This window comes from Beijerinckia mobilis, assembly GCF_000745425.1.
Taxonomy (GTDB): domain Bacteria; phylum Pseudomonadota; class Alphaproteobacteria; order Rhizobiales; family Beijerinckiaceae; genus Beijerinckia; species Beijerinckia mobilis.
Genome location: NZ_JQJH01000005.1, coordinates 186,486 through 204,086, shown reverse-complemented (window position 1 = coordinate 204,086; position 17,601 = coordinate 186,486). Strand labels below are relative to the sequence as shown.

Sequence of the window (17,601 nt, the reverse complement as noted above, 5' to 3'; positions counted from 1 at the left end):
TCACGAATGACCTGAACCGACCAATTTGTCAATTCATGTGAATTCTGTCTGTCAATAACCGGGCGTTCCCGAACGCCCGGGCGCCGCAAAAAATCTCCGATTGATCGAGGACTATGTTGATGTCTTATCAAGACCAAATTAATGAGGTGAGCCAGCTCATCAAGAGCAAGAACGGCACATGGGACGGCATCGATGCCGAGGCCGTCGTCCGGATGCGCTTGCAGAACCGCTTCAAAACCGGTCTCGATATCGCCAAATATACGGCAGCCATCATGCGCCGGGACATGGCGGCCTATGACGCGGACACCACCAAATATACTCAGTCGCTCGGCTGCTGGCACGGTTTCATCGGCCAGCAGAAGGTGATTTCGATCAAAAAGCATTTCGGCACGACCGAACGCCGCTACCTTTACCTCTCCGGCTGGATGGTCGCCGCGCTGCGTTCCGAGTTCGGCCCGCTGCCCGACCAGTCGATGCATGAAAAGACCGCCGTCCCGGCGCTCATCGAGGAGCTTTACACCTTCCTCCGCCAGGCCGATGCACGCGAGCTCAACGATATTTTCCGCGCCGTCGACGCCGCCCGCAAGGCGGGAGACAGCGCCAAGGCGAAAGAGCTTCTGACCCAGGCCGACAATCACCAGACCCATGTCATTCCGATCATCGCCGATATTGACGCGGGCTTCGGCAACGCCGAAGCGACCTATCTTCTCGCCAAGAAGATGATCGAGGCGGGCGCCGGCGCCCTGCAAATCGAAAACCAGGTCTCGGATGAAAAGCAATGCGGCCACCAGGACGGCAAGGTCACCGTGCCGCACGAGGATTTCTTGGCCAAGGTGCGCGCCTGCCGCTATGCCTTCCTCGAACTCGGCGTTGATGATGGCATCATTGTCACCCGCACCGACTCTCTCGGCGCCGGTCTCACCAAGCAGATCGCGGTCAGCCACAAGCCGGGCGATCTCGGCGACCAGTACAATTCCTTCCTCGACGTGGAGGAAGTTCCGGCTGGCGGCGGCGCCAATGGCGACGTCATCATCAACCGCGATGGCAAGCTGTTCCGGCCGAAGCGGCTCCCGAGCAACCTCTTCCAGTTCCGCAAGGGCACGGGTGAGGACCGCTGCGTGCTCGATTCGATCACCTCGCTGCAGAATGGCGCCGACCTTCTGTGGATCGAGACCGAAAAGCCGCATGTCGAGCAGATCGCCGGCATGATGGACCGCATCCGCGCCGTCATCCCGAACGCCAAGCTCGTCTACAATAATTCGCCCTCGTTCAACTGGACGATCAACTTCCGTCAGCAAGTCTATGATACCTGGAAGGAAGCCGGCAAGGATGTTTCCGCCTATGACCGCGCTGGCCTGATGGATGTGAAATATGACGGCAGCGATCTTGCCGCCGAGGCTGACGAAAAAATCCGCACCTTCCAGGCCGACGCCTCGAAGCGGGCAGGCATTTTCCACCACCTCATCACCTTGCCGACCTATCACACGGCGGCGCTGTCGACCGATAACCTTGCCAAGGAATATTTCGGCGAACAGGCGATGCTCGGCTACGTGCTGAATGTCCAGCGGCAAGAAATCCGCCAGAAGATCGCCTGCGCGAAGCACCAGAACATGGCGGGTTCCGACATTGGCGACGATCACAAGGAATATTTCGCTGGCGAAGCCGCGTTGAAGGCGGGCGGTGCCGACAACACGATGAACCAGTTCGGCTGAGAACTTTTTTGGACGGCGGGGTTGGGCTTGGCTCTGCCTCGCCAGAGTCAGCGTTCTGTCTCAAGACAGTTTCAGGTTTTCTGGCATTTGGAACTGTTTTTGGCTTTTGTTCTCTGCATTAAAGGTGGCGGCGGGCCGGTCAAAGGCCGGTTTTGCCGTCTGTTTCTCTTGAATGTGGAAGATGAGGCCATGAGCAGGGGTGCGTTCCGGCCGGTGCAGGAAACGACGGAGACAGAACAGCAAAAGGCGCTTCGCCGCGTCGACGGAAGCCGCGCAGTTCAAGGCCGCCGAATAAGAGCGCCTTCGCGCTCTGGGCCTTTGCTTTTGCTCCTTGAGCGTGATTTCTGGAGCATGACTTTTGGCCCACTGGCGATCCATCGCCGGACAGGTCACAAGGAACGCTCAGTAAACATCATGGTGAAACGGCCCGGCCGTTTCACCACATTCTTTTTATTCCTTTAAGTAAAAAGGAATCTCCTCGAAGAGGAATCTGCCGTAACGGATGTTCTGGAACGGCTCAGGAAAGGGCATGGTCATGACTCAAATTGCCAATACGGGTGAATTTCTTCCCCTGCACCATGATCAGTCGGAAACGGATCAGGAAAAGGCGCTGCGCCGCGTCGCCGATGCTGTCCACCGCGTCAATGAAGCGATTATCCGCGCGGTCGGCGCCGGCGTTTCGGTGGAACTGGTGCGCACCTCCCGCTTTCACGACGGCAGCGGCAATTGGGGTGACCAGATGATCCCGATGATCCGGGCCACGGCAACGCCGGAAGACAAACACTGAAGCATCTCCCTCGACAAGAGCCCTACCGAGCGGATCATGTCGTTAAAGAGAGTCCCTTCTTAATGAGTGAAACAGGGGCCGGAGGCATCCGGCTCCGCGGATTTAGAAACTGCCTTGCGGAGAGTCTCCCCAGGCGCATCGCATGAAGCCCGGCGACCTTTCGCCTTTCAAAACTCGTGAACCGGGATCTCTACCCCGGGGAACTGGCAAATGAGGCCGTGTGACTCCCCCCGCTCTCAAGGCGGCACAGGCGAAGCCCCACCAGTCCTCAAGAGCGATCCTCAAGGGATCGCTTGTTTACGCCAAAACATCATGCTATTGCGCTGCACGGCCACGCAAGGACCAAGGCTTCCTACGGAGAGGTGGCTGAGTGGTTGAAAGCACCGCACTCGAAATGCGGCATAGGTGCAAGCCTATCGGGGGTTCGAATCCCCCCCTCTCCGCCACCTTGGCTAAAATCGCCTTTTGGGCGAACAATTTGCCGCCGATAACCCGATAATCCCGCCGATCACCGCATGCCATCGTGCAGCACAGCAGACCACCGATTCCTCGCTGTCGCCCGCAATTCTTGTGTGTCTGAAAAGGGTCCGTTTCCGGATCATCAGATTCGAAGCGCCAGGGTCGAATTGCCGCCGTGAGGAAGCTGAGGGTTAGAAAGCTGCCAAGCGGCCTAAACCGGCTCGACGACAATGGGATGCTCAATCCCCTCGGCCATTGACACGCTTGAGGTCCAACAGCTTCGAATGCAGTAAACTCGTCCAGGTGATCATGACGGGAGGACTGTCGAGGGCCTGGAATGGCGGGCGCCGCAGCTAGTGCTGATTGCCGATCTACAGTGTCAGAAGGATGACTTAAGTGCGGCCTGACGAATACTGGAAAAACTTCAACCTCGGCACCGAGCTCGACATCGCCGGGCGGTTCCTGTTCAACGGGCTGCAGGCTTTTCACGAGATGGAGCATTTCGCTGCCGAGGAGGACGCTTTCGAGTTTTTGTACTCAGTGGCAGTCGGCGTCGAGCGCCTGTTGAAGATTGCGGTCATTTTGACCGAACACGATAGCGCAGTCGACCAAGATGCCTTCGAAAAGAGCCTGATCACGCATACGCACCAGGAGCTGATCCTACGTTTGAGGGCTAAGCACGACCTCAAAATTCCGGCGCGGGAAAATGAATTCATCGCTCTCCTGGGCCGGTTCTATACATCCCAGCGCTACGGTCGCTACAGCCTAAATTCTGTGTTTGCGCCTGCACCGGAGCGCAACGAACTCATCAAATTCCTGGAAAAGCACCTCCACATTAAGATCGATGTTAGCGGTTGGCTGACGATCACGCCGAACGAGCGTCAGCACCGCAAGTTCATCGGCAAGGTTGTGTCAAAAATCGTGAACCCAGTTCACCAAATCGTAGAGGAGGAAGCCAGACGGCTCAATATCTACACATATGAGGTCGACTACCGGTCGAAGGCGTCGAAGATTTTCCTGAGCAAGAAGTTCGATTTCGAGGACGAGGACATATTGCAGGCCGAACTGATCACCTATTTTCTCTCGAGCGAGGCCTGCGGTCCGAACGCCCGGTTGATCCGCGATCGCATAAAGCCTCTGCCGTTCGATCCTGCTCTCGAGGGCGAATATCTGGCAGCCCTCCGGTCCGACAGAAGAAAGATCACCGTGCTCGACGAGCTCGAGTCGCATTACGAGGACATCACGAACTTCAAAGAACGCCGTGATCTGCTGGAAGCCTCGACGCGCGAAAACCTGGACGATGGCGACGAAGACGAAGACATAGAGGAGATCGAGATTGACGATGGTGGGGATGAAGACGACAGGTAGTCCGTCTGCAAGGGGCTTTACGGGAGACCCGGGCCCGGAAGCAGACGGTCAATTTCCCGCCCTACCTGAGACACAGCCGTCGCCGTGCCGGCCCGGCAGCTTTCAGGAATAGATTGGCGGGCAGCGAGCGACCGAAATGGGGCGCAAACCTGCCGTCAAATGCACGATATTGCCACCATCTGATACGCGAACGCCGCCGAACCCCCTCGATCGCCGCATAGCGATGAATATCTGCATATTTGTCAGAGACTTATCACTATCTCATAGTGCTCATCTTCGTCGGACGCTGGCCGCCAACACCGCCATTTCCACGCCATAACCCGATACTTGCGTGCCTGGAACCGCAGCGCGGTGGCTTTCGTCTTCAAAGCAGCTGTCAAAAATCCCGAACGTTCTCCTGAAATCGGTCATCTGTATAGCCTGAGGCAAAGAGCCGCTCGGGATTGTTGCCCTGACCGTTTCCTCCCAATTCCTTGGGTATTCCGAGCGTGACCGAGAAGCTCCCGTCATCGGTTGAGGCCTTACCGTCGCGGCCGCCAGTAGCGGTGGCGCTGGTCGTGTAGCGGGGAGTGATCGTTATGGGATTGTTCCTTTCATATTGAATGTGATGAAGGGACTTGGCATTGGCAATGACATTGCCGCTCTGGCGGATCACCCCACGCCTGGCACCAGCGATGACATTGATGAGATCGATTGGCGTCTTGAGCGGGATGATGGTGCCGCTCATCAGCTCCGCCACGAACCGCGCATGACATGCAGTGATTTCGGTGCCGTGCGCGCTGCCGCCATCGCAGGTCTGGGCGTGGCACTCTTGCCTGATCACATATGCGCCGATGCCCTCGGCAAGGGGCAGTTGGTCCACATACTGCCGGATTGGCGCGCGCAGCGAGGGATTGTCCATCTGATCTTCACCACAAGGCGCGGGCTGCCGCCGGCGGTGCGTGCTCTGATAGACCATTTGGCCGCTCAGTTTCCAAAGGAGCACTAACTCCAACATTCCTGCCGTTCGCGAACCATTCCGGCCTGAGGGCCGGCAGCGTGTCGGCATCGGGAAGCGAACGAAGAAAGCGATTATCGGACACGGAAAGGAAGAACTCCTTCAGGTGGCCTGGGAGGCGAGGAGGATGAGCGGTTCGTAAAGCTCCGCCCGTCCCTGACAGCAGTCGTTCGCAGGAAGAGCAGAGAGCATGAGACCTTTGAGGGCCACGATGTTGGCCCGCTGGATTCGGTGGCCTCCGCGCTTCTCGGACCGGACCAGCCCTGCCTTCGCCATCACCGCAAGGTGCGAAGAGAAGGTCCTTTGGGTTTGCCCCGATGCATCAACGAGTGCGCCGGTCGCAAGACCGTCAGGTTCGTGCCGTACCAACTAGCGAAAGGCCTCGAGCCGGGTGGAGTGGCTCAACGCCGAGAGAATCGAGAGGGCTGTTTCGGAAAAACATGCATCGGAAATATTCGATGGATTTTTGGCGGCCTATGCTAAGTTGATCTGCGTCAAGGCGCATATGCGCCCTACCGCATATGAAACCGGCATAAGCAAGCACATCGATGACCTGCTGAGCGCGCTTACAGAACCGACGCGACTGCGCGCGCTGCAAATCGTCTGGGACGGCGAGGAACACTGTGTGTGAACTGATGGATCGGCTCGCAGTGACACAATCGCGCATGTCACGCCACATGCAGCGTCTGAAGCGGGCTGGTGTTTGCTGACCGACAGCAGGGACGCGCAATGGGTGCGCTATCGCAAGAGCGTCGACCTCCCTGATGAGTGGGCCGCCATCATCGAGGATGTCCTGGATGCCCTGCCGCCGCGATCCGATGCCACCAACCAGAAGAAAGCTGCCTGACATGACCACGCTTGCCGCATCTCTGGGCCAGGCCCGAAAATCTCAAGCCGTGTGGTTCGTGGGAATCGCCATCGCGCTTGTTGCATGGTTCGCGATCTATGCGAAGCTGCAGCTGTTTTCCCAATGGCTGGTCGCACTGATGCCGATCAAGCAGGGCACTCACCTTGCCGCGTCGGTGGAATTCTTCTTCTACGATACGCCCAAGGTCCTGATGCTTCTGACGCTGGTGGTCTTTGCCATGGGTGTGGTGCGTAGCTTCTTTTCACCAGAGCGTACCCGCGCACTCCTGGCTGGCAAGCGCGAGGGACTGGCCAACATAGCGGCGGCGCATCTGGGCATCGTCACACCTTTCTGTTCCTGTTCGGCAGTGCCGTTGTTTGTCGGTTTCGTGTCGGCAGGCGTTCCGCTGGGCGTAACCTTCTCGTTCCTGATCGCGGCGCCCATGGTCAACGAGATTGCCCTGGGGCTTCTGTTCGTGCTCGTTGGCTGGCAAGTCGCCCTCACCTATCTCGCCTTCGGTCTCGGCGTGGCGATTGTTTCGGGATGGGTGATCGGCCGGCTGCATCTGGAAGGCTGGCTCGAACCCTGGGTGCGCGAGGTGCGTGCCGGGGATGTGGACATTGAGGATGAACACATCAGCTGGGTAGACAGGTTCGAAGCCGGTTGGGAAGCGGTCAAGGAGATTGTCGGCAAGGTCTGGTACTGGCTCATTGCCGGGATCGCCGCCGGAGCCTTTATCCACGGCTACGTGCCAGCGGCCCTGCTTTCCGGGATCATGGGCGCCAATGCCTGGTGGTCCGTTCCGGCCGCGGTCTTGCTGGGTATTCCGATGTATTCCAATGCAGCCGGAATCATTCCGGTGATCGAGGCGCTTCTGGATAAGGGAGCTGCGCTGGGCACCGTGCTGGCCTTCATGATGTCGGTGATCGCGCTTTCCCTTCCCGAAATGATCATCCTGCGCAAGGTGCTCAGCATCAAGCTGATCGCCGTGTTTATCGCAGTTGTAGGCTGCGGCATCCTTGCCGTGGGCTACCTGTTCAACGCGCTCTATTCCTAGAAAGGGCTTCCCCATGAAAGACATCAAGGTGCTCGGCCCTGGCTGCAAGCGGTGCCAGGCAGCGCAGGACATGGTTGAGGCCGCAGCCCGTGATCTCGGGCTTGAAATCGCGATCGAAAAAGTGACCGACTACGCCGAAATGGCGAAGTACGGCATCGTCTCGACACCCGGTATCGTGATCAACGGCAAGGTCGTACACTCTGGCGGCTTGCCCAAGGAAGACGATCTCAGGCGCTGGCTCCAAGCCTGACACCATGGAAAAACATGATGTAATCATCGTTGGTGGTGGCCAGATGGGCCTTGCGCTCGGTTATTACCTGAAGCGAGCGAAGGCTGATTTTCTCATTCTGGACGCAGGCGATGAAGCGGGCGGAGCGTGGCGCCATGGCTGGGACTCCTTGCGGCTATTTTCCCCCGCAGGCTACAGTTCATTGCCGGGTTGGCTGATGCCACCACCCCGGCATGCGGGCTATCCTACGCGCGATGATGTGATCGACTATCTGAGTCGCTACGAGGTTCGTTACGATCTGCCAATCAAGCGCCCTCTGGAAGTAGCCTCGATAGAGCGGGCGGATCACTGGCTCGAGGTGCAGACCCATGCCGGACAGTTCGCAGGAGGTAGCGTCGTCAGCGCAACCGGCACCTGGTCACATCCTTATGTGCCTGAAATTCCGGGGCGCGACTTGTTCCGGGGGCATCAGATCCACTCTGCGCATTATGTGAGGCCGGAAGACTTCGCCGGGCAAATCGTACTCGTTGTAGGAGGGGGCAACAGCGGCGCACAGATCATGGCTGAGGTCGCTCCGCTGTCGCATGCGCTCTGGGTCACCACGCATGATCCTCTGTTCCTGCCAGACGACGTAGACGGCCATGTCCTGTTTGAGCGTGCCGTAGCCCGCATGAAAGCCGGCGCGAATGACGAACCAGTCGGAGGTATCGGTGATATCGTGGTCGTCCCGCCGGTGAAGGAAGCCAGGGCACGCGGGGACCTTGTGTCTGTCAGGCCGTTCGAGCGCATGATCGAGACCGGGGTCATCTGGCAGGACAAGTCGCAATTGGCCGTTGATTCCATCATCTGGTGCACGGGCTTTCTGCCGGCACTCGAACATCTTCGGGCGCTTGATGTCATCGAAGGTGATGGCAAAGTTCTTGTGAAGGATCAGCGGGCCGTCAAGGAGCCGCGCCTCTGGCTTGCGGGCTATGGCGATTGGACTGGCCCCGGTTCCGCCACCCTGATGGGCGCGGCGCGCACAGCTCGCGACCTTGCCGCGCGATTGCTTCAGAACCTGGAGTGAAACCCCAAGAGAAGGATCGTCCTCGTAAGCCGGGCTGGATTGAATGAACGAAGGCCGGCCTTGGCCATTCTACGCTTAAATGGAGACGTTCCGGACAGTCCGCCAAAGCTTGTCGATTTCCCTCTATAAGCCCGATATTTCCCCTGATCACCACTTTGCGATCGAGTCGAAGTCCGCCTGTGAAGGCGCGAATGCGCGCCGTCACCCATGTGTTCGCGCGGCGAATAATAAACCACGCCATCTCCAGCCAACATCTTCCGAACCGGCGTTTCCCGGCCGTGGCAGAACTGGCAAAAGCCGCCAGCCTTGGCCACCTTGACATACTCACGGCGGCGGCACCCATCCATTACCGCGTCGTCATATAGTATGAACCGTGATCGTGTAGCCAAACGGATCGCGGAATGCGAAATATCGCCCGAACGGGCCGTCCTTCGGCGGAAAGGCGATGACTATTCCCGCCGCCTTCAATTCCTCATGCAGCGCATCGGCGTCATCGCAGCCGAACCATAGAGCGATGCCCCAGCCCAGCTTTCCTTGAGCCGCTTCCAGATCCACCAAAGGCTTTCTGACTGCGAAGGGAGCAGGCTTGCTGTCGAAGACTATCGCTTCAGGGTTCTCCTGCAGCACAGGCAGGCCCAGCCTGTCGCCATAGAAGGCTCTGGCTGCCTGTAGGTCTTCGGCTTGGATACCGATGAAATCGGGACCGATCAGTCGGGGCATGGTTGTCTCCTTGGCTTGGAATGGTAACATCAGGAGGCTGATATAATATAAGGTGCCTTATATTGCAATGACCAAGGATATGACACCGCTGCTGGGATACCGGCTGAAGCTGGCTCAGCATGCCCTGCACCGCCGTATGGAGGAGGCACTGAAACCGCTTGGGCTCAATCCTGCCCAATATGCGGTACTGGCCGAACTGAATGCGAGGCCGGACCAGACCAATGCGGACCTGGCCGAGCGCGCATTCATCACCCCGCAATCGATGCAGGGCGTTTTGGCGAAACTGGAAGAATCAAGGCTGGTGGAGCGTAGACAGGATGTTCATCACGGTCGCCGCCAGCTTGCGCGTTTGACGCCCGAGGGACATGCGAAGGCCGAGGCTGCCAATGCCGAGGTGATGCGGGTAGAGGCAGTGCTGGAGGCCGCTGTCCATCCGGACGCCGTGAAAGATGCCGTTGATCTGATGGACCGGCTCCACAACGCCATGTGCAAATAGACAAGCGCCGCCCTACTACACGCCTACATCGCGTCTTATCCCTCATCCAGTCTATGGTATGTCGCGACAAAGGCCCTATCCGCTACCAAACGGCCATGTTCTTGCCTGGCTGGACCGACGCGCCTGACCTGAGAGGACTGACGTTGCCTATGCCGGCAGGACGATCACCTTCGTCTTGACCGGCGTTCGTGAATAAAGGTCGATCATGTCCTGGGTGAGAAGGCCGGTACAGCCGCTCGTAATGCCGGTCCCGATCGATTCGGGAACGCTGGTGCTGTAGATCGTGTAAAGCGTGTACACGCCCTTCTGATAAAGATAGAGCGTGCGGGCACCGAGCGGATTATCGAGACCTCCCGGCATGCCGCCGGCATATTGGCGCGCCTCGGGCTGACGCTCGATCATCTCCTTGGGCGGGGTCCAGGTCGCCCATTCCGCCTTGCGCCCGACATAAGCCTCGCCGCTCCAGAGAAACCCCTTACGGCCAACATTGGCGCCATAGCGGGTGGCGTTTCCATCGCCCTCGATGCGGTAAACATAGTAATTGGCTGGATCGATGATGATCGTACCGGGCTCTTCATGCGTGTCATAGCGCACGGTCCGGCGATAATATTTCGGATTGATCTTGCTGACATCGACCGCCGGGATCGGGAATTTCCTGTCGGACACGGGCCCATAGAGCTTCGCCGCCTCGGCGCGGCCGGTGTCATCGATTGTCGCGCAACCGGCTAAGCCAAGCGCGCCGAAACTGACGGCAGAGCCGAACAGAAACGACCGGCGGTTGAGAAGTTCCGACGAAAGCCCAGGCAGAGCCACATCGTCCGTCCCACCGGCGTTGGCACTCTCACCGTTCATGACCATGAATTTGGAGTTTCCCATATCCTGCCGCCTGACCAGAGAATGCTCCGGCATATGCCCGCTGAATGTCTATGCCGAGCTGAGATTGCCGTTACACGGCTCGATTGGCAAGTTCAAGCCTTCGTGGGGCGGGCTTGCTATGCGCCAGAGCCCGTCCACGCAGTCCCGCATCGCGCTGGCTTTGACAAAAACAGGCGGCTGTCCCCTCAAGAACTACGCTGGGCGTGATGCCGGCCGACTGCTTGTGGTGTGATCAGCCCCTAAGCGGTCAGGCCGCTTTGGAGCAGAAAATGAGAGTAGGCTGCTGTTGGTGGCTGGCGCCATGAGAGTGAAGAGCTGGGACCGCACGCGAAATGGCAGGGCTATTTTCATCTCGGCGGCGACGGGAGATCCTCTCGTAGCGCTATCCCGGGGGTGGTAAGCCAGTTATGGAGATCCGCTCGGGTCAGTCGCCCTTCACGGACGCGCAGGATCGCTTCCGCGAAGTCGCAGGCATCTACCACACACAGCCGGCCGCATGCCTCAATAAGGGCCGGCACACTCGGCTCGATACCAGGATTGCAGAGGGTGATACAAAAATTGTCGCGCATTCCGATGATCTCGGAGGCGGCGAGAACCTCGGTCGCGTGATTATAGGATACAACATCCTCGTTCGAGGCCTTCGACTTGAGTTCAAAAACGAGGCCTGGAAGCCCGTCGATATTAACCAGATAGTCGGGATGACCGATCTTTCCGCGCCCATCCAGCCTTTGGAAATCGATCGCAGCGAAGCTCAATAGCCCTTCAAAGGCGACTTCAAATGCATCATTACGTGCTTCATAGAACGCTTCGATTGCCGCGAACGCGCCGAATTGGCTCGCACGCTTGCCGTGCAACCGCTTGCAATATGCCCGATCCTCGATCTTCCACCGTCGTGCGGCGCTTCGAACGGCGTTGGCGAGCTGGGGATTGGTGATGGCATCGAGCGCGCGCCGACGCGCCTGATCGGATTCTGGGGCGCCGCTCATCAGATTGATGGCGCGCGCCATGCCTTCGCGTCGCAAAGCAAGAATCTGCTTGCGAGAAAGCCGACGAGGGGACTGTTGAAGGTCGAGTGACATTAGCCACAGGGTTTCCGATGGCAAGCCCGCGCTGATCCGGGCTGCTTGCCGCCGCATCGCGCGGGCGAGCTGACGGATTGCCACAACATGCTCGGCATTGCTACGTAGCAGCTCGGGCTTCGATTCGTCCGCCAGCGCGGGCGCGGTCACCGCACCCACGATTTCGGAGATACCCGTCAGGATCCACGCGATATCGCGGGCCAAGGCTTGGGTTGTGCCTACGCGGACCGATGGAATGATCTCTTCCGCCTGGTCTCGCGAACAGCCTGCCGACCATTTGGTAAGCAGCAGGGCGCCATTCGCTGCCGACACGTCCGCGAGCCATGGCTGTTCGAACAATAGCCGGTCGAGGCGCTGCGCATAGGGGTTCGAAATTATGCCCGGATTACCAATCCGCCAGTGTATCCCCCTGGTTGGCACACCGCCCTCGCGCCTGAACTCGGGCGAAGCCAGCGCCGCATGCGCCATGATGAAAAGGAAATCGTCCTCCTGTCCGGTGTCCTCGGGCGTCGGCAACATGGCGATAAGGCTATCTGCCGCGTTGGCCAAGCCTTCAAAAAAATAGATCGCGGTCTCTGGTTTGAGACCCGAGCGAGCAACCGATAGACCAAGCGTCGTCACCACAATCTTGGACCGCCCCTCTAGCAAGCAGCCGGTCCCGATTAGGCGGTCGATCTCAACATCAAGAGCGCTGCGCCAATGGGCAAGCCCTGCCACGTTACGATCGGCCTCGCGCGCCGCGCTGAGGGTTGAGGCGAGAAGCCCAAATGCCTCGTCGCGGCTTGAGCAAAGATTACCAGCGAAAATCTGTAGCACCAGCGGACCGAACTCCGCGGGCTTGATACCGATTCCCAAATCCTCTTGGAATCCGAGGTTCATCAGGCTGCGAAGCAGCTTCGCGTCCTGGGCGTTGTCCGCCGTCGCGATCACGCGCCCCTGCGAGCTGACCTGCCCCATGCGGCCGACCCGGCCAGCCATGTTCTGAAACTCGGCTGCGCCGATCGCAACCCGCTCGCGACGGTCTGAATTCCATCGCTTCCAGGCCGCGAACACCGCGCTGCCGAGCGGAAAGTTAACGCCTGCTGCCAGGGTCGAGGTTGCGAACACGGTGTCGATCGCGCCGGCCGAGAGAAGGTGCTCAATGAAGAGCCGCTCCTCCTCGCTCAGCTCGGCGTTATGATACGCGATGCGCTTGGACAGCAGGTTGAGCAGCTCCGGTCCAATCTCCAGCCCCGGCGATGGGACGACCGGAGCCGAAAGTGGCAATTGTGCCGCCAGCGATGCGGCCAGCTCGAATGTCTCATCGACCTTCATGCAAAAGACGATCACCGGCTTTTGATCAGCGTTGCAGAGCAGCTCCCGAACGATGCCCAGCGTCTCGATGGTCTGATGAGAATGGTCGACTTGCCATTCGCCATCGTACGATGGCGCGAATAATATGGAATAAGCTGTGTTGGCGGTGCGGCAGGTCAGCTCAAGCGCCTTCTCGCGCGCAGGATTGCGCACGAGGCGCAGTGATAGCCAGGAAGCTAGGTCACTCGCATCCTTATCGGAGAGCACCGCTGAAAGGCCGAGGAACTGCCGCCATCCGGCTCGCTTCAGCAAGGTGAGCAGGAGCTCGACGGTCTTACCCCGCGTCTTGTCGCCGATGAGCTGAACCTCATCACAGACAAAGGTCACGTCGCTCAGATCGCGCGGTGGCCCGCCCGTCGAGAGGCAGCCAAGATATTTCTCGTACGTCGCGATCACGATGCTGGCTGCGAGCGGAGCGCTGGTCTTCCTGCTAGATGCATCCTCCACCGCGTCTCCAGTCGCGCACACGATTTGGGATCGGTCCCCGTCGAGGAGCGTGTCGAGGAATAGCCGCTGTGCCTCCTCAAACTTCTGTTTGGCGAGGGTGCGATGGGATACCAGATAGACTGCACGCCCTCCTGCTGCGCGCGAGGAGGCGATCGTCCACCAGCCGATCAGCGTCTTGCCAGTCGATGTTGGTGCGCTGACGAGGACATTTTCCCCTCGCGCGACGCCGGCCGCCAGCGCGTCAAATTGAACATCGGTGATAGAAGTGGAACTGTTCTCAACCGGCACAAGGCCAGGGATCGCACGCACATTCGCTGCTAATCCGTGACCGGAGGGCAAGTCACTCTTCATGTTTTCTCCCCTATCCCGAAGGAACGTACGCGAAACACTATTTTATCGGAAGGACTACCCGTGGTCGGTCAGGTCCGAATTGGAGGCTTCATGCGGTAAATTACTCTATTTTTGATGTAGCTCAGCCTTGTTCTGCCGGCGCGCAGTTCGGGAGGATAGATTGCTTGTGCAGAAGGGACTGAAATACCTGACCTTCAATCACGAAGCAGAATCGGTCATCTGCGTGCCTTGCTCCATCGTGGTTCTGATCGCCTCGATGGAAGGCGCATTGATACCTGCGCTCGGAACGACGCTCCTGTGTGAAGGCGCGACGCTTTCATCCGTTTCCATTCACTCGGACGCCCTCTGAACGAAGGGCGGCTTTCGGGATCCGGTGGATCACACCTTAGCGACTATTTTGGGTACGAAGCGGAAATAACCCGGCCGATTTCCCGCTACCGTCCGATCGTCCCGCTGATTGCCGCATGACGCCAAACGGCACAGCGAACCGCCGTTATCATTCTATAACCCGACACTTACAGACTCGCCTTGGGGTATCGTAATCGCCGCGCACTTCCTGCGTGACAAGTGACGGTCGCACCAGTTGCGCCAAGTCGAAGGTCCTATCCGACATACAACGATCCAGTAAGACTTCTACGCACCACTGCTCACCACATGAGCGGGATGGCAGGCTTTAGGACACGAGACGCACAGACGACCGTATGGGCGCATTGCGGCCGACAACGCGCGGATCAATGCCTCTATAGCGCGGCGGCAGTCCACAATGGAGGTGTTCCTATCACATCCCTCAAAGCCTCACTGACCACGCGCAAACGGGCCGAAGGCTGAGCCAGCGCGCGCAGCATCCAGATGCCCGATGGCTCCGCGTTCCAGCGCTCGCCACCCAGCTTCAGCCGTTCCAGGCAACCGCTGAATACATCTGGCCCGACCACCCAATCAGGCAGGAAGGCTATTCCCATTCCAGCCATGGCAGCGAGACGCATTGCCTCAAAATCATCGCAACGAAAAACCATCCGACTGACGACATGCGGGCTTCCGTCTGTGGCGTGAACATCTTTCCACCCCAGAAGATCAGCCCCGTGAAGCTTGTCGATCAATCGATGATCGCGCAGTTCCACAGTTGAGGACGGCCTGCCCGCCCGCGCCAGATAATCCGGGCTGGCGACAAGCAGGCGGCGCTGGTCCGCGAGTTTGGATGCGATGAGCGTGCTGTCCGCCAGCCGCCCGATGCGAATCACGGCGTCCAATCTCTCCAGCACCGGATCGGCGAGGCGTTCGGTCAGGTCCAGTTCGACGTTCAGCCCGGGATGCTCGACCATAACGCGCTCCACCGCCGGGATGACATAACGCTTTCCGAAGGTCGGGAAGCAAGCGAGCCGCAATGTCCCTGTAACCGCACCGTCAAACGCCGCGACCTCCGCGTGCGTATCCGCCAATTGATCGAGTAATGGCTGGGCACGCTCAAAAAGGCGCTGGCCCGCATCGGTCATCGTAAGAGCGCGCGTGGAGCGCACCAGCAGCGGCACGCCCAGCGAATATTCAAGAGCATCAATCTGCCGAACGATCGCAGATGGGGTCTGCCCCCGTCTGCGCGCGGCGCCGGAAAAGCTCCCGTGCCGTACCACATCTGCGAACACCGCCAGGTGCTCGGCGAAGCGGGGATCCTTCATGTGCCGATGCTCCATCTTTGCCAAACGCGCAAAGCCGTTTCCGAATCAGCGTGCGTTATCATCGCGGCCCTGTCGAGGCATTCAGAGGCAACCGGCGAGACAACAACGTCTCTGCCCATCCCCAAGGAGAATGATGATGAAGGTTCTCGACCAGATCCTGTCCCAGTCTGCCTATTCGCATGAAATCGACGTGCCGCTCGCCAAAGTCGATATAGCGGACTGGCTTTTTAACCTGCCGGAAGCTGAGTATCTGCGCTGCTGCGTGCCCGACCACATCGCAGCAGGCGTCACGACCACCGACGATGGCCGGCGCATGTCGATCAATGTGGAGATGATCGGCTCAGGCCTCGTGGTCCAGCACTATGTCGCGGAGGAAGCAGGGCCGAGCTACGTCCGGATGAACTCCATCTCCGACGTGTTCACAGCCAACGGCCGCACCCAGGTCAATGTGCTCTGGGAACTGATCGCCGAAGATGCGGGCAATGGCCGCACGCGCTACACCAATTGTGTCACAGCGCGTCCGACTGACGCATTCATGGCTTTCCTCGACGAGCATCGCATCTCTTTCGCGGACGCCGCTGCTGCGCGTCAGGCGGCCGGCAGTGATCACAACCGTCGCGAAACGCCCTTCTTCGCCGAGAGCATCGCTCGCCGCGCCAAGGTCGCCGCGAGGTGAAGGCCATCATCCATGATAATTTCGGTTCGGCGGAAGTTCTCCACTCCGCCGAAATGCCCATGCCAAATAGGCCTGCGTCGAGCGGGCTATGCCATCAAGCTGCCGAACCTATTCACGTGAGAAAAGGCTGCCGGCCTGATGGAAGACGTCCATACAGAAATGGCGGAAGCAAATTGCTCCCGCCATGTCGTTTCATCCTGCTCAAACCAAAGGAATCGTCTTGACTGACTGACCGCAGCTGGGTCCGACCGTTGATCGCGAGGCCCCAGGCCGCAATCGTCAGGATTACGCGAAGAGTGAGGAGATCTCGCTTCGTCTACTCACCATCATGAGAACGATTGATGGAGGCGTATACGGTAAACAATTCCGGACAAGACAATCCCTGAACAGACGCAACATTACGCCCGCTCAAGTTCGTCTGATACCGACTGACTTATTCTCCGTCGTCATCATCCATATCGTGATCGCCGCCCTGCGGTCCATGATCACCACGGGGGCCATGGTCATGCGGACCTTCTCCATGGTTCGGAGCACCAGGCCGACCTTCCGGACCACCGCACATTGAATGAGGCCCGCGCCCCATCATACCCCGCATCTGAGACCGCATCCAACCATGATGCAGACCCCGCATAAGAACAGGCAGACGGTTTTTCTGCTCAGGGCTCAAAGTATCATAAAGAGGCGCTGCCGCATCGGCGATCGCCTTCGCCGCATTGCCACGAGCAAGTTCAAAATCGCTCAGACGACGCAGGAAAGTGATCGGATTGCGGGGACGAGCCTCTTCGCTTGATTCGTCCTTGCTGCGTTCTTCACGCCGCTGACGGATCAGATCACCCACGGATTTCATACCGTTGCGCAAGGCCGTTTCAACCGGCGGCCAGAGTTTTTCCTGGTCAGGCGTGAGCTTCAGACCAGCGTGCAAAGCGGCGATCCGGGCATCCAGGAAAGCAGCACGATCCTCGGCGGAAAAACGGGGACCGTCGTGCTCATGATCACCCGGTCCCTTGTCCGCATGATCATGACCATGATGATCGTGGCCATTATTTTCATGGGTCGAGCCGGCTTTTTCCACCGCAGGTTTTTCAGGGGCCGCCTCAGGGGTAACTGCCCAGGCAACGCCGCTACCCACAACGGCGGATAGAGCAACAATGAGGGGAAGGCGCGTCTTCATGGTGCACTCCAGCAATGGGACAGGCAAGACATAGGAAGCTTATGGCCCAGGTTCAAATTAAGCTTTGGTCATGTGACCTATGTCATACGGGATAGGCCAACCAAACAACACAAGCTTGTGATGGCACACCGCAAAATCACAATTCCAGCATCACAATTCATTGTACAATTGACCGTCAATGAATCGGTTCCACCCGTATTCATTCATTGCTCAGCCAAACCGATATGAGATCGTGGCAGC

General features: G+C 58.8%; 18 protein-coding genes, 1 tRNA gene and 2 pseudogenes. 14 read left to right on the top strand and 7 right to left on the bottom strand.

Translation table 11 applies throughout. The features are described from left to right. Positions 1 to 119: 119 nt before the first annotated feature. Entirely contained in the window at positions 120 to 1,712 is a 1,593-nt protein-coding gene (locus DL88_RS07670) for an isocitrate lyase (protein WP_034994391.1), read from the top strand. A 60-nt stretch (positions 1,713 to 1,772) separates the two neighbouring features. Here DL88_RS07670 and DL88_RS20250 read toward each other — a convergent pair whose 3' ends face one another. After that, entirely contained in the window at positions 1,773 to 1,994 is a 222-nt protein-coding gene (locus tag DL88_RS20250; protein ID WP_156970992.1) for a hypothetical protein, read from the bottom strand. 253 nt (positions 1,995 to 2,247) lie between these two features. Here DL88_RS20250 and DL88_RS07660 point away from each other — a divergent pair, with 253 nt between their 5' ends. The 3 genes from DL88_RS07660 to DL88_RS07650 all read left to right on the top strand — a co-directional run bounded on the left by DL88_RS07660 (position 2,248) and on the right by DL88_RS07650 (position 4,326). Continuing rightward, positions 2,248 to 2,499 carry a hypothetical protein gene (locus DL88_RS07660; protein ID WP_051955727.1) on the top strand — a complete coding sequence of 84 codons (252 nt, stop codon included), beginning with the start codon at positions 2,248 to 2,250 and terminating at the stop codon, positions 2,497 to 2,499. Between the two features lie 356 nt (positions 2,500 to 2,855). Continuing rightward, positions 2,856 to 2,945 (top strand) — tRNA-Ser (locus DL88_RS07655). Between the two features lie 409 nt (positions 2,946 to 3,354). Then, positions 3,355 to 4,326, top strand: coding sequence for a hypothetical protein (locus tag DL88_RS07650; RefSeq protein ID WP_051955713.1), 972 nt, complete (start codon positions 3,355 to 3,357; stop codon positions 4,324 to 4,326). Between the two features lie 412 nt (positions 4,327 to 4,738). Here DL88_RS07650 and DL88_RS20245 read toward each other — a convergent pair. After that, positions 4,739 to 4,906 (bottom strand): annotated as a pseudogene (locus DL88_RS20245) (OsmC family protein); the annotation flags it as partial. A 48-nt stretch (positions 4,907 to 4,954) separates the two neighbouring features. On the opposite strand from DL88_RS20245, the pseudogene DL88_RS19825 reads away from it, so the two are divergent. The 7 genes and pseudogenes from DL88_RS19825 to DL88_RS07620 all read left to right on the top strand — a co-directional run. Next, a pseudogene (locus DL88_RS19825) lies at positions 4,955 to 5,314 on the top strand (LysR substrate-binding domain-containing protein); the annotation flags it as partial. Between the two features lie 400 nt (positions 5,315 to 5,714). Then, positions 5,715 to 5,954 (top strand): hypothetical protein, encoded by a 240-nt coding sequence (locus DL88_RS21015; protein ID WP_305953012.1) that lies wholly within the window; start codon positions 5,715 to 5,717, stop codon positions 5,952 to 5,954. A gap of 4 nt (positions 5,955 to 5,958) precedes the next feature. Next, positions 5,959 to 6,033, top strand: a complete 75-nt coding sequence (locus DL88_RS21010) for a hypothetical protein (protein ID WP_305953013.1) — start codon at positions 5,959 to 5,961, stop codon at positions 6,031 to 6,033. After that, positions 6,027 to 6,170 carry a hypothetical protein gene (locus tag DL88_RS21005; RefSeq protein ID WP_305953011.1) on the top strand — a complete coding sequence of 48 codons (144 nt, stop codon included), beginning with the start codon at positions 6,027 to 6,029 and terminating at the stop codon, positions 6,168 to 6,170. Before DL88_RS21010 ends, DL88_RS21005 begins: the two co-directional genes overlap by 7 nt. Position 6,171: 1 nt before the next feature. After that, positions 6,172 to 7,227 carry a permease gene (locus DL88_RS07630; RefSeq protein WP_034994191.1) on the top strand — a complete coding sequence of 352 codons (1,056 nt, stop codon included), beginning with the start codon at positions 6,172 to 6,174 and terminating at the stop codon, positions 7,225 to 7,227. Positions 7,228 to 7,240: 13 nt separating this feature from the next. Beyond that, positions 7,241 to 7,477: a thioredoxin family protein gene (locus tag DL88_RS07625; protein WP_034994188.1), complete on the top strand. Its 237-nt coding sequence runs from the start codon at positions 7,241 to 7,243 to the stop codon at positions 7,475 to 7,477. A gap of 4 nt (positions 7,478 to 7,481) precedes the next feature. After that, positions 7,482 to 8,522 carry an ArsO family NAD(P)H-dependent flavin-containing monooxygenase gene (locus DL88_RS07620; protein ID WP_051955711.1) on the top strand — a complete coding sequence of 347 codons (1,041 nt, stop codon included), beginning with the start codon at positions 7,482 to 7,484 and terminating at the stop codon, positions 8,520 to 8,522. 357 nt (positions 8,523 to 8,879) lie between these two features. Here DL88_RS07620 and DL88_RS07615 read toward each other — a convergent pair whose 3' ends face one another. Next, positions 8,880 to 9,242, bottom strand: a complete 363-nt coding sequence (locus tag DL88_RS07615; protein WP_034994183.1) for a VOC family protein — start codon at positions 9,240 to 9,242, stop codon at positions 8,880 to 8,882. A gap of 67 nt (positions 9,243 to 9,309) precedes the next feature. Here DL88_RS07615 and DL88_RS07610 point away from each other — a divergent pair, with 67 nt between their 5' ends. Next, positions 9,310 to 9,738, top strand: coding sequence for a MarR family winged helix-turn-helix transcriptional regulator (locus DL88_RS07610; RefSeq protein WP_051955710.1), 429 nt, complete (start codon positions 9,310 to 9,312; stop codon positions 9,736 to 9,738). A 147-nt stretch (positions 9,739 to 9,885) separates the two neighbouring features. Here DL88_RS07610 and DL88_RS07605 read toward each other — a convergent pair whose 3' ends face one another. Then, positions 9,886 to 10,596, bottom strand: a complete 711-nt coding sequence (locus tag DL88_RS07605) for a L,D-transpeptidase (protein WP_034994180.1) — start codon at positions 10,594 to 10,596, stop codon at positions 9,886 to 9,888. Between the two features lie 365 nt (positions 10,597 to 10,961). After that, positions 10,962 to 13,844: a DEAD/DEAH box helicase gene (locus DL88_RS07600; RefSeq protein ID WP_034994176.1), complete on the bottom strand. Its 2,883-nt coding sequence runs from the start codon at positions 13,842 to 13,844 to the stop codon at positions 10,962 to 10,964. Positions 13,845 to 14,004: 160 nt separating this feature from the next. On the opposite strand from DL88_RS07600, the gene DL88_RS07595 reads away from it, so the two are divergent. Further along, entirely contained in the window at positions 14,005 to 14,193 is a 189-nt protein-coding gene (locus DL88_RS07595; protein WP_034994175.1) for a hypothetical protein, read from the top strand. 391 nt (positions 14,194 to 14,584) lie between these two features. Here DL88_RS07595 and DL88_RS07590 read toward each other — a convergent pair whose 3' ends face one another. Next, on the bottom strand, positions 14,585 to 15,514 hold the full coding sequence (locus tag DL88_RS07590; RefSeq protein ID WP_034994374.1) for a LysR family transcriptional regulator: 930 nt from the start codon (positions 15,512 to 15,514) through the stop codon (positions 14,585 to 14,587). Positions 15,515 to 15,647: 133 nt separating this feature from the next. On the opposite strand from DL88_RS07590, the gene DL88_RS07585 reads away from it, so the two are divergent. Continuing rightward, positions 15,648 to 16,190 (top strand): hypothetical protein, encoded by a 543-nt coding sequence (locus tag DL88_RS07585; RefSeq protein ID WP_210165287.1) that lies wholly within the window; start codon positions 15,648 to 15,650, stop codon positions 16,188 to 16,190. Positions 16,191 to 16,623: 433 nt separating this feature from the next. Here the strand turns inward: DL88_RS07585 and DL88_RS19305 are convergent, their stop codons facing one another. After that, a complete protein-coding gene (locus tag DL88_RS19305; RefSeq protein ID WP_051955709.1) occupies positions 16,624 to 17,361 on the bottom strand; it encodes a Spy/CpxP family protein refolding chaperone in 738 nt (245 codons plus the stop codon). Positions 17,362 to 17,601 lie beyond the last annotated feature (240 nt).